Genomic DNA, 12,073 nt, shown 5'->3' with positions numbered 1-12,073 from the left:
ACACGCTCCGCCTCGCGGTCCTGTCCAGAATCCAGCCATCGAGACACCATGTCCAGACGCCTCGACGAGGCCCGCGCCGCGCTGAAAAAAACCTTCGGCTACGACGATTTCCGTCCCGGCCAGGACGAGGTGATCGGCGCCGTGCTCGACGGTACGGACGTGTTCGCCGTGATGCCGACGGGCTCGGGCAAGTCGATGACCTATCAGTTGCCGGCCCTGGTCGATGCCGGGCTCACCGTCGTGGTCTCGCCGCTGATCGCGCTGATGCACGATCAGGTGCAGCAGATGCACGCCTTCGGCATCGAGGCGGCGACCCTCAACTCGACGATCGCGGAGGCGGCGTCGCGGGAGACGTGGCGCAAGATCCGCTCCGGCGAGCTGCGCCTGCTGTTCGTCTCGCCGGAACGTCTGCTGATGGACGGCTGCATGGAGGCCCTGCGCGGGGCCGGCGTGCGGCGGCTCGCGGTGGACGAGGCGCACTGCGTCTCGCAATGGGGCCATGACTTCCGCCCCGAATACCGCGAGATCGCCCGCGCCCGCGAGGCGCTCGGCAACGTGCAGACCCTGGCGCTCACCGCCACCGCCGATGCTGCGACCCGCGCCGAGATCGCCGAGCGGCTGTTCCCGGCGGGACGCCCCCCGAGAACCTTCGTCCACTCCTTCGACCGGCCCAATATCCGGCTGACCTTCCAGCCCAAGGACAACCCGACCCGCCAGTTGGAGCGCTTCCTGCGCGACCGCCGCGCGGAGAGCGGCATCATCTACTGCTCCTCGCGCAAGCGGGTGGAGCAGCTCGCCGACACGCTCAAGGGGGACGGCTTCAACGCCCTGCCCTACCATGCCGGGCTCGACCAGGGCACGCGGGCGAGGAACCAGGACACCTTCCTGCAGGAGGACGGCGTGGTGATGACCGCCACGATCGCCTTCGGCATGGGCATCAACAAGCCGGATGTGCGCTACGTCTGTCACTCCGACATGCCGACCAACATCGAGGGCTACTATCAGGAGATCGGCCGCGCCGGCCGCGACGGGCTGCCCTCGGATACCCTGACCCTCTATGGCCTCGACGACATGGCTTTGCGCCGCCGCCAGATCGACGAGAAGGACATCTCGGAGGAGCGCCGCCGGGTCGAGCGGCGCAAGCTCGAGGCGATGATCGCCCTGTGCGAGGGCGCTGCCTGCCGCCGCCAGTCGCTGCTCGGCTATTTCGGCGAGGCGAGCGAGCGCTGCGGGCGCTGCGATCTCTGCCGCGGCGGCATCTCCCTCATCGACGGGACGGTGGCGGCCCAGAAGCTGCTCTCCGCCATCGTCCGCACCGGGCAGCGCTTCGGTGCCGCCTATGTCTGCGACGTGGTGCATGGCAAGGAGAGCGAATCCATCCGCCGTAACGGCCATGCCGCGCTCAAAACCTTCGGCGTCGGCAATGACAAGCCCGTGGCGGCGTGGCGTGCCCTGCTGCGCCAGCTCTTCGCGGCCGGAGCGGTGGCCGAGAACACTGACGGCTATGGCGGCCTCGTGATGACCGAGAAGGGCGAGGCGATCCTGTTCGGCCGCGAAACGATCGAGGTCAGGCCCGATCCGGAGCCGAAGAAGGCCGAGCCGAGGAGCCGCCGTGCCACGCCGCGCGACGACGAGGCGAATGCGCTGAGCGAGGCGGACGAGGCGCTGTTCCAGCACCTGCGGGGCCTTCGCGCCACCATCGCGCGGGCGGAAGGCATCGCCGCCTTCATGGTGTTTCCCGACCGTACCTTGATCGAGATGGCGCGCGCGAAACCCGTCGATCTCTGGGCGCTCCGAACCGTCCATGGCGTCGGTGAGCGCAAGCGCGAGGCCTATGGCGAGCGCTTCACCGACACGATCCGTGAATTCCTGGCCGACGCGAAGCGGGCCGGCTGACCGAGGGCAGCGCGCGTTCGCGCGTTGCCCCCTTAGTTGCCCCCCATGCGAGCAGGGATCAATCGTAGGTGAAGCCCTTGTCCTTCATGTAGACGTTGGACACGCCCTTGCACCAATCGAGCTTGAAATCGTCCGAGCCGTAGTCACGCCACTTCACGCGGAACGGCACGACGCAGTCGCCATCGTTGCTGTTCCAGTCCAGCGACGCCGACTGTCCGGGATTGATCGATCCGCCAATCCAATTCCGGCTCCAGCGTCCATTCTGATACGTATAGAACCCGGTAATGGAATAGCCTTCCGCACGGTTGTGCAATTTGAAGGCATAGTCGCTCGCCACCGCCACAGAGGGAATGGCAACAAATCCGACTAAAGCGGCGGAGAAAATAGACTTAATCATTTTAGATCCAGCTTTTAGACTCGATCCAATGATAAAGTCATATCTGTATCCATCCGTAAATTGATGAAACGACCGCGGATTGACGAAACGTCCCAAAATTTGATTGGGCTCGGCGCAACGGCCTTATGCCTTCACTGAATTCCGTCGGGGCGAACCGCATTGCGGTATCGCGACCTCCCGCCGCAGGCCCCGCGGTTTGCATCGGAAAAAGTTATCCACATATTATCCACAAAGAGAACATATAGCGAACATCCGCCGTCGCAGAGAGCGGCGCGCTCCCGCTCACGGGCCCTGTCCACAGTCTGGGGACGCACCATGAGAACAGCCGACAAGCAGATCGCCGACATCCTCGTGCGCTTTGGCGAGCCCTTCGCGGGCAACGTCTGGCGCGTGCAGGGCACCGCCGTGATCTACCACAAGACCCTGGAGCGGATCGCCGCTCACACGAAGATCCGCTTCGATCCGCCGACCCTGCTGCGCAGCGAGCGCGACGAGGCGGTGATCCTCGTCACCGGTCACATGCCTGGCGAGAAGGCCGGCGAGGAGCGGGTCGAGTGGTCGATCGGCGAGGCGCTGGTCAACGTGAACTATCGCGTCTCCGGCCGGCAGGCGGCCTATGTCTACGCCATGGCCGAGAAGCGGGCGAAGGACCGGGTGATCCTCAAGCTGATCGAGCTGCACGGCCTCGTCTATTCCGAGGAAGAGGCGGACGAGTTCCGCCAGAACCAGCCGATGGCGATCCGCGCGGTGGACGAGGATTTCGACGCGCCACCGGCCTTCGACGAGGTGACGGAGCAGGAGGCCGACCTCAAGCGCCTGATCGACGAGGCGGAATCGATCAACGCGGTGACCGACCTGATGCTCGACGAGCGCACGCAGGGCATCCTCAACGCCATGCCGCACGGCACCCGCGAGGAGGTGCGCGACTACGCCAAGGCCCGCCTCCGGGCGCTCGGCTGGCCGCCGGCCAAGAAGGGCGGACGCGGCAGCCGCGCTGCGTAAGGGGATTCCGAAGGGCAAGCCCTTCGGCGAGGGGGCGGCGTATCCCAGGGCTCTGCCCTGGACCCGCGAAAGGACTTGTCCTTTCGAAACCATGACGGATCGAGCGCATGAATACGCCCCTCCGCTCCTCGGCCGTCGATGGTGCCGCGTCCCTCGACATGCTCGCCGGCTCGGTCGAGCGGGTGACGTTCCACAGCGCCGAGACCGGCTTCTGCGTCCTCAAGGTCCATGCCCGCGGACGGCGCGACCTCGTGCCGGTGGTGGGCCATGCGCCCGCCATCGCCGCCGGCGAGTGGCTGACGGCTTCCGGGCGATGGGTCACGGACCGTGAGCACGGCCTCCAGTTCCGCGCCGACACGCTCCAAGTGACGCCGCCCACGGGGATCGAGGGCATCGAGCGCTACCTCGCATCCGGGCAGATGCGCGGCATCGGCCCGATGATGGCCAAGCGCATCATCGCCCGCTTCGGGGAGGCGGTGTTCGAGATCATCGAAGCCGAGCCCGCCCGCCTCACCGAGGTCGAGGGCATCGGCCGCAAGCGCGCCGCGCGCATCGTCAAGGGCTGGGCCGAGCAGAAGGCCGTGCGGGAGATCATGATCTTCCTGCACGCCCACGGCGTCGGCACCGCTCGGGCGACCCGGATCTTCCGCACCTATGGCGGGGATTCCCTGAAGATCATGGCGGAGGATCCCTATCGGCTCGCCCGCGACATCCGCGGCATCGGCTTCCGCACGGCGGACGCCATCGCCCTGCGCCTCGGCCTCGCCCGCGACGCGCCGCAGCGGCTTGCTGCCGGTGTCTCCTACGCACTCCAGACGGCGATGGATGAGGGCCATTGCGGGCTTCCCGTCGAGCGGCTGGTGCGCCTCGCCGCCGAGCTTCTCGACGTCGCGTCCGATCTCGTCCGGCTCGCCGCGGCGCTCGTCCTGCGCGAGGGCCGGGAGGTCGTCGCGGATACGCTGGGCGGCGAGCCCTGCCTGTTCCTCAAGGGCCTGCACGGCGCCGAGCGCGTCATCGCGATGCGGCTGGCCGAGCGCGCCGCCGGCCCGCCACCCTGGGCCGCGATCGACTTCGCTCTGGCGAGGCCCTGGGTCGAGGCGAAGACTGGAAAGACTCTGTCCGCCTCGCAGGCCGAGGCGGTCGGGCTGGTGCTCCGCTCGAAGCTCTGCGTTCTCACCGGCGGCCCCGGTGTCGGCAAGACCAGCACCCTCGACGCGATCCTGCGCATCCTCACCGCCAAGGGCGTACGGGTGCTGCTCGCCGCCCCCACCGGCCGCGCCGCCAAGCGCATGGCCGAGCAGACCGGGCTGGAAGCACGCACGCTCCATCGCCTGCTGGAGATCGACCCGCGCAATGGCGGCTTTCAGCGCAACGAGGACAATCCGCTCGATTGCGATCTCCTCGTCATCGACGAGACCTCGATGGTCGACGTGCCGCTGATGCATGCCCTCCTCAAGGCGGTGCCGGAGCGAGCGGGCCTGATCCTCGTCGGTGATGTCGACCAGCTTCCCTCGGTCGGACCCGGACAGGTGCTGGCCGACGTGATTGCCTCCGGGACGGTGCCGGTGGCGCGTCTCACCGAGATTTTTCGTCAGGCAGCGCAGAGCCGGATCGTCGTCAACGCCCACAGCATCAACACCGGGCGGCTGCCAGCCGCGCCCGCCAAGGGCGAAGACAGCGACTTTTACCTCGTCGAGATCGAGGACGCGGACGAGGGCGTGGAGACGCTGATCGAACTCGTCACCCGCCGCATCCCCCGCCGCTTCGGCCTCGATCCCACCCGCGACATCCAAGTGTTGACGCCGATGATCCGCGGCTCGCTCGGCAGCCGCAATCTCAACAACGCCCTTCAGCGCGTGTTGAATCCGTCGCCCTCGGCGGAGGTCGAGCGCTTCGGCTGGCGCTTTGCGCCCGGCGACCGGGTGATGGAGACCCGCAACGACTACGACCGCGACGTGTTCAACGGCGACCTCGGTACGATCAGTGCCATCGATGCGGAGGACGAAGCGCTCGTGGTCGATTTCGACGGTCGCGCGGTGATCTACCCCTTCAACGAACTCGACACCCTGGTGCCGGCCTTCGCCACGACGATCCACAAGGCGCAGGGCTCGGAATATCCGGCCGTGGTGATCCCGGTGGTGACGCAGCATCGCACGATGCTCGCGCGCAACCTGCTCTATACCGGCGTCACCCGCGGGCGCCGCCTCGTCGTGCTGATCGGCCAGCGCCGGGCCCTTGCGATGGCGGTCCGCGAAGGGACCTCGCGGCGGCGTTGGACCAAGCTGCGGGAGTGGCTGGACGCCGCCTGAGGCCGGGCTGTCGGTGTTTTGCCCTCGCCCCGGCCCCGCCGCATCGTGTAGGCAGCGCATGAGGGGGCGCGTCGTCCGCACGCCCCGCTTTCAGTCGAGACAAACGGCGGTCCGCCATTCCTGAATCCGAAGACGCGCATCCGGTGCGGCAGGTGTTCTACCTGCCCGGTTTCGATCCCCGCGAACCCGAGACCTATTGGGGTCTGTTCCGCCGCGAGAGCCGCATCACGGCCGAACGGCGCGGTATGGCGATCGCGGTCGGCGACCCCGTCCGGTCCGCCGATGGCATCAGCCTCGATTGGGACGTGGAGAGCGAGGTCGAGGGGGAAGCAACGCGGGTGCGCTACAGCCTCCTGCGCTGGGACGATATCGTCCGCGACCGGTTTCCCCGCTCCAACCTGCGCCGGCTCGCGAGCCTGCCGGGTCTGTGGTGGCGGCTCTGGCGCTCCGGCTACCTGCGGAAGTTCCAGCGCGAGGCGCGCCGCTTCTATCGGGTCATCGTCAGCGTCCACCAGTTCTATCTGGTCTTTGTTCTCGCGAGCCTCGCCCTCGCCGTTGCGGCGGTGACGCTGACACCGCTCGCCGCGCTGCCGACGCTCGCCGGCATCGCCCTCGTCCCGCTGCTCGCCTACGCGATCCTGGCTTTGGTGACTCATCTGACCCGGGGCAAGCCGCTCTACGTCACGCATCTCGTCGATGACACCGCCTTCACCCACGACCACGCCTCTGGGCGCGAAACGGCGATGCGCGAGCGCCTTGGGCCCTGGGCGGAACGCATCCGCGCGGCGGAGGGGCGAGCCTCCGAGATCGTGGTGATCGGCCATTCCTCGTCGAGCTTCCTCGCCTTCGAGTGCCTCGACCGCATCCTGAAGGCCGATCCCGAATTCGGCCGGCGCGGCACGCCGGTGACGCTCGTGACCATCGGCAGCGTCATTCCCTGGCTCACCCTCGACCCGCTGGCCGAGGAGGCGCGGGGCTCCCTCGGCCGGATCGGCGGCGATGCGGCGATCGGCTGGCTCGACATCCGAGCGAGCTGGGACTGGCTCTCGATTCACTTGCGCGACCCGGTCAGCGCCTCGGGCCTGCCGGCCCCGCCCCCCGGCCGCTTTGCGGTGATGCGCGTCGAGATCGAGGATCTGATCGAGCCGGCACTCGTGGCGCGGCGGCGCTGGAACCTGTTTCGCATGCATTTCCAGCTTCTGATGTCGAGCCGGGAGCGGAAGGCCTTCGACTACGTCGCCTTCGTCGCCGGGCCGGAGCCCGTCCACGCGGCGGTGGAACGGTGCCGGACGCAGCGGCCTGTGACGGCCAGCGCCGAATTTACGTAGGGAAAAGGCGTAGACGGCTTGTGCGCAATCCGACCATGGCTGTGTGCGCCCTTTGCAGCCGGTCCTGATCCGCTCTAGAGCGATGCGCGAAGTCATTTTCGTCGCAGCAAGCCCGTTCGGCTTGCCATCGACCGGTTCCGGTTGAGGGATCGGATCGATCTGCGGCAACGGTTTGGGACAGGGCCTTCGGATGTTTCGCAACGATGTTCCGATCACACCCGAGTTGGTGCGCCAGCACGGCCTGACACCCGACGAGTACGAGCGCTTCCGCGCCCTCGTCGGCCGTGAGCCGACGCTGACCGAACTCGGCATCGTCTCGGCGATGTGGAACGAGCACTGCTCGTACAAGTCCTCGCGCAAGCACCTGCGCGGCTTGCCGACCTCCGGTCCGCACGTGATCCAGGGGCCGGGCGAGAATGCCGGCGTGATCGATATCGGCGACGGCCTCGCCTGCGTCTTCAAGATGGAGAGCCACAACCACCCGAGCTTCATCGAGCCCTACCAGGGCGCGGCGACCGGCGTCGGCGGCATCCTGCGCGACGTGTTCACCATGGGCGCGCGGCCGATCGCGGCGCTCAACGCGCTCCGCTTCGGCTCGCCGGATCATCCGCGCACCCGCCACCTCGTCTCGGGTGTCGTCGCGGGCGTGGGCGGCTACGGCAATTCCTTCGGCGTGCCGACGGTGGGCGGCCTCGTCGGCTTCCATCGGCGCTACGACGGCAACATCCTCGTCAACGCCATGGCGGTAGGCCTCGCCCGCACCGACGCGATCTTCTACGCCGCCGCTACGGGCGTCGGAAACCCGATCGTCTATCTCGGCTCGAAGACCGGCCGCGACGGCATCCACGGCGCCACCATGGCCTCGGCCGAGTTCGACGAGTCGAGCGAGTCGAAGCGGCCGACCGTGCAGGTCGGCGACCCCTTCGCCGAGAAACTCCTGCTCGAAGCCTGCCTGGAACTGATGGCGTCCGGCGCCGTCATCGCGATTCAGGACATGGGCGCGGCCGGCCTCACCTGCTCGGCGGTCGAGATGGGCGCCAAGGGTGATCTCGGTGTGGAGCTGCATCTCGAAAAGGTGCCGACCCGCGAAGAGGGCATGACCCCCTACGAGATGATGCTCTCGGAGAGCCAGGAGCGGATGCTCATGGTGCTCAAGCCCGGCATGGAAGCCGAGGCGCAGGCCATCTTCGTGAAATGGGGCCTCGATTTCGCGGTCATCGGCCACACCACCGATACGCTGCGCTTCGTCATCAAGCACAACGGCGAGACCGTCGCCGACCTGCCGATCAAGGAACTCGGCGACGAGGCGCCGCTCTACGACCGCCCACACATTGCCAACACGCATCAGCCGGTGATCGCTGCGGCAAGCGTCGAGGCGAGCGTGCCGAACGCGGAGGCGCTCAAGCGTCTGGTCGGCTCGCCCGAACTCGCCTCGAAGCGCTGGGTCTACGAGCAGTACGACCACTTCATTCTCGGCAACACCGTGCAGAAGCCCGGCGGCGACGCCGCCATCGTCCGGGTCGAGGACGGACCGAAGGGTCTGGCGATCTCCACCGATGTGACGCCGCGCTACTGCGAAGCCGATCCGGTCGAGGGCGGACGCCAAGCGGTTGCGGAAGCGTGGCGCAACATCACGGCCGTCGGCGCGCGCCCGCTCGCGATCACCGACAACCTCAACTTCGGAAACCCGGAGAAGCCCGAGGTGATGGGCCAGCTCGTCGGCTGCCTGAAGGGCATCGGCGAAGCCTGTCTCGCCCTCGACTTCCCCGTCGTGTCCGGCAACGTCTCGCTCTACAACGAGACCAACGGCGTCGGCATCCTTCCGACCCCGACCATCGGCGGCGTCGGCGTCATCGATGATGTCGAGTGCCATGCCACGGTCGCGCTCAAGCGCGAGGGCGATGTGCTGGTGCTGATCGGGCGCACCGAGGGCTGGCTCGGCCAGTCGCTTTACCTCTCCGAGATCGCCGGCCGCGAAGAGGGCGCACCGCCGCCGGTCGATCTGGCGATCGAGCGCCGCAACGGCGACTTCGTGCGCAGCCTCATCGTCTCCGGCATCGCAGACACGGTGCACGACCTCTCCGACGGCGGCCTCGCCGTGGCTTTGGCCGAGATGGCGATGGCTGGCGGCCTTGGCGCGGCCCTGCCGGCGGCGCCGGAGGGCGTGCCGGTTCATGCCTACCTGTTCGGCGAGGATCAGGGCCGCTACCTGATCGCGGTTCCCGCGGAGGCGGCGGCTGACCTTCTCTACAGCGCCTCGGCGCAGGGCATCGACGCATCGACCGTTGGCATCGTCACGGGCGACAGCTTGGTGCTGCCGGGCGAAGAGACCATATCCGTGGCCGAGCTGAAGGCCGCGCATGAGGGCTGGTTCCCCGCCTACATGGCGAGCCAGCCGGCCGCACCTGCGGCGTAACGAGACGAAAGCGAGCGGAGAGCCCCCATGCCGATGGATGCGCGCGAGATCGAGTCGATGATCCGCGAGGCGCTGCCCGACGCGCACGTCGAGATCAAGGATCTGGCGGGCGACGGCGACCACTACGCGGCGACCGTCATCTCCGCCGCCTTCAAGGGCAAGACCCGCGTCGCCCAGCACCAGATGGTCTACGGCGCGCTCCAGGGACGGATGGGGGGCGTGCTCCACGCTCTTGCGCTGACCACGGGTGTCCCGCAGGATTGAGCCGACCTTGAAATTAGACGGTCAGGTCTGATCTGACACCCGACCGAGACGAAGCGACAACGAGGACCGTGCGATGACCGACGTCAACTCCACCATCAAGAACGAGATCGATTCGCAGGACGTGGTCGTGTTCATGAAGGGCACGCCGCAATTCCCGATGTGCGGCTTCTCGGGTCAGGTCGTTCAGATCCTCAACTACCTCGGCGTCCCGTTCAAGGGCGTGAACGTCCTCGACGACATGGCGGTGCGCGAGGGCATCAAGGCCTTCTCGAACTGGCCGACGATCCCGCAGATCTACGTGAAGGGCGAATTCGTCGGCGGCTGCGATATCGCCCGCGAGATGTTCCAGTCGGGTGAGCTGCAGCAGTTCCTCTCCGAGAAGGGCGTGCCGGTGAAGAGCGCCGCCTAAGCGGCGGCACTTTCGCGAAACTCTTTCGCGATCACGAGGCTTGATCCCCGGCGGGTTTGCCGGGAGATCAGCATGCACGACGTCATCATCGTGGGCGGCGGCCCGGCCGGGCTCAACGCCGCCCTGATCCTCGGCCGGGCCCGTCGCAAGGTTCTGCTCTGCGATGCGAGCCAGCCCCGCAACGCCGCGACGCCCCTCACCTGGGGGCTGTTTACCCGAGACGGCACCCCGCCCTTCGATCTGCGCGCAAAGGGCCGGGCCGACCTCGACCGGTACGAGACAGTCGAGTGCCGCGACGTCGCGGTGACGGAAGCCGCACGTGACGCCGACGGCTTCACCATCATCCAGGCCGACGGCACCGTTGAGCGGGCACGCCGTCTGATCCTGGCGACCGGTCTGGCGCAGGACATCCCCGAGATCGAGGGCTTCGGGACCTATTGGGGCACGGGCGTGCATTCCTGCCCCTATTGCGATGGCTTCGAGGTTCGCGACCGCCCGCTCGTCGTCTACGGCCGCGGGCATGGCGGCTGCGGGCTGGCGCTGGAACTGACCGGCTGGAGCCAGGACGTCACCCTCTGCACGAGCGGTCACGACGGCGATCTGTCCGACAAGGACCGTGATCGCCTCGCCCGCAACGGCGTGCGGGTGATCGAGGCGGAGATCGAACGGTTGGAAGGGGACGGATCGCGGCCGACCTGCCTCCGCTTCCGCGACGGCAGCCAGACCGCCTGCACGGCGCTCTTCCTGATGCCGTTCGCCTGCAGCCCCTCCCCGCTCATCACCCAACTCGGCTGCGAACTCGACGAGACCCGCAGCGTGGTTCCGACCCGCGAATACGAGAAGACCAACGTGCCCGGTCTCTACGTGGCGGGTGACGCGTCGCGCCGCGTGCAATTCGCCGTCGTGGCCGCCGCGGAGGGCGCGATGGCCGCCTTCGCCATCAATGCCGAGTTCGTCGCGGAAGCGACCCGGTAGAACCGCAGGTTTCGAGCTGGCCCCATCCGATGAGGGAAAAAGCGCCGGCGGGGCGCGTTGATCGAGGCGGGGTTTGAAGATCCCGCCCTTCAGCGTGCCGGAGCCTCGATGACCCCACCCGTCCATCCCCACACGCCGCGCGTTGCGGTCGCCTGCGGCTGCACCCTCGGTGAGGAGGTCGTCTGGGATGCCCGCGACGGGTCGTTGCTATGGGTCGATATCGAGAACCCGGCGATCTGGCGGCATTGGCCGGCGACCGGCGAGACCGTGCGGCTCCCGCTCGACGAGAAGATCGGCTTCGCCGTTCTGACGCCCGATCCGGACCGCGTCGTCGCGGGGTTCAAGTCCGGTGTCGCCGCCCTGCAGCTCTCGGACGGATCACGGACGCCGCTCGTTCGTCCGGACGACTACCCCGCGGGCAATCGGCTCAACAGCGGCAATGCCGGGCCGGATGGCTGGCTCTATTTCGGCAGCATGGACGATGCGGAGGAGGCGGAGACCGGCGGCTTCCACCGCTGGGACGGAGCACGGGTCGAGACGTTCGGCAGCCGTGCCGCCGTGACCAACGGTCCGGTCGTCAGCCCGGACGGACGGCGCGTCTACACGATCGATACGGCGAACGGCATCGTGCAGGTTCACGCTCTCGAGGACGGGTGGATCGGCGAAGCGCGGCCGCTGATCCGTTTCGAAGAGGGCTGGGGCAAGCCGGACGGCCTGACGCTCGATGCTGAGGATCACCTGTGGATCTGCCATTACGGCGCGGGCCGCATCACCCGTTTCGACCCCAACGGCCACGTCGCGTACGTCGTCCCGATGCCGACACCGCTCGTCACGAAATGCGCGTTCGGCGGTGACGACCTCTCGACGCTCTACGTCACGACCTGTCTTCGCGGCCGCGATCCGACGCTCGAGCCGATGGCGGGGCACCTCTACAAAGTCGAAACGGGCTTTCGTGGCTTCCCGGCTAATCTTTTGGCGCTGCCGCAAACCTGAGTTGTACGACTATTGTCAGTCTGGTGTGCGGCTTCGCACCGCCGTAAGGTCTGCTGCGGCGCAAATATGAAGACGCAGTGAAGA

Annotated in this window: 10 protein-coding genes; 9 read left to right on the top strand and 1 reads right to left on the bottom strand. The window is 67.6% G+C overall.

What is annotated here, in order from left to right:
- The first annotated feature begins 48 nt into the window (after window positions 1–48).
- The gene (gene recQ / locus M2437_RS07580; RefSeq protein WP_253387012.1) at window positions 49–1,896 is read left to right on the top strand and encodes a DNA helicase RecQ; all 1,848 of its coding nucleotides are present in this window, start codon (window positions 49–51) and stop codon (window positions 1,894–1,896) included.
- Window positions 1,897–1,954: 58 nt separating this feature from the next.
- Here the strand turns inward: recQ and M2437_RS07575 are convergent, their stop codons facing one another.
- Window positions 1,955–2,293: a hypothetical protein gene (locus tag M2437_RS07575; protein WP_253387011.1), complete on the bottom strand. Its 339-nt coding sequence runs from the start codon at window positions 2,291–2,293 to the stop codon at window positions 1,955–1,957.
- Window positions 2,294–2,608: 315 nt separating this feature from the next.
- Between M2437_RS07575 and M2437_RS07570 the strand changes: the two genes are divergently transcribed.
- The 8 genes from M2437_RS07570 to M2437_RS07535 all read left to right on the top strand — a co-directional run bounded on the left by M2437_RS07570 (window position 2,609) and on the right by M2437_RS07535 (window position 11,989).
- A complete protein-coding gene (locus M2437_RS07570) occupies window positions 2,609–3,295 on the top strand; it encodes a hypothetical protein (protein ID WP_003598308.1) in 687 nt (228 codons plus the stop codon).
- A gap of 107 nt (window positions 3,296–3,402) precedes the next feature.
- Window positions 3,403–5,604, top strand: a complete 2,202-nt coding sequence (gene recD2, locus M2437_RS07565; protein WP_253387010.1) for an SF1B family DNA helicase RecD2 — start codon at window positions 3,403–3,405, stop codon at window positions 5,602–5,604.
- 143 nt (window positions 5,605–5,747) lie between these two features.
- Window positions 5,748–6,932, top strand: coding sequence for a hydrolase (locus M2437_RS07560; RefSeq protein WP_253387009.1), 1,185 nt, complete (start codon window positions 5,748–5,750; stop codon window positions 6,930–6,932).
- Between the two features lie 190 nt (window positions 6,933–7,122).
- Window positions 7,123–9,348 (top strand): phosphoribosylformylglycinamidine synthase subunit PurL, encoded by a 2,226-nt coding sequence (gene purL / locus M2437_RS07555; RefSeq protein ID WP_253387008.1) that lies wholly within the window; start codon window positions 7,123–7,125, stop codon window positions 9,346–9,348.
- A 27-nt stretch (window positions 9,349–9,375) separates the two neighbouring features.
- Entirely contained in the window at window positions 9,376–9,612 is a 237-nt protein-coding gene (locus tag M2437_RS07550; protein WP_003601036.1) for a BolA family protein, read from the top strand.
- Between the two features lie 73 nt (window positions 9,613–9,685).
- Window positions 9,686–10,021 carry a Grx4 family monothiol glutaredoxin gene (grxD, locus tag M2437_RS07545; protein ID WP_003601035.1) on the top strand — a complete coding sequence of 112 codons (336 nt, stop codon included), beginning with the start codon at window positions 9,686–9,688 and terminating at the stop codon, window positions 10,019–10,021.
- A 72-nt stretch (window positions 10,022–10,093) separates the two neighbouring features.
- Window positions 10,094–10,996 (top strand): NAD(P)/FAD-dependent oxidoreductase, encoded by a 903-nt coding sequence (locus M2437_RS07540; RefSeq protein WP_253387007.1) that lies wholly within the window; start codon window positions 10,094–10,096, stop codon window positions 10,994–10,996.
- Between the two features lie 108 nt (window positions 10,997–11,104).
- Window positions 11,105–11,989 carry an SMP-30/gluconolactonase/LRE family protein gene (locus M2437_RS07535; RefSeq protein WP_253387006.1) on the top strand — a complete coding sequence of 295 codons (885 nt, stop codon included), beginning with the start codon at window positions 11,105–11,107 and terminating at the stop codon, window positions 11,987–11,989.
- Window positions 11,990–12,073 lie beyond the last annotated feature (84 nt).

The sequence above is a fragment of the Methylorubrum pseudosasae genome, assembly GCF_029504475.1.
Classification (GTDB): Bacteria; Pseudomonadota; Alphaproteobacteria; order Rhizobiales; family Beijerinckiaceae; genus Methylobacterium; species Methylobacterium extorquens.
The sequence above is the reverse complement of the archived record's forward strand: the minus strand, read 5'-3'. Positions and strand labels throughout refer to the sequence as shown.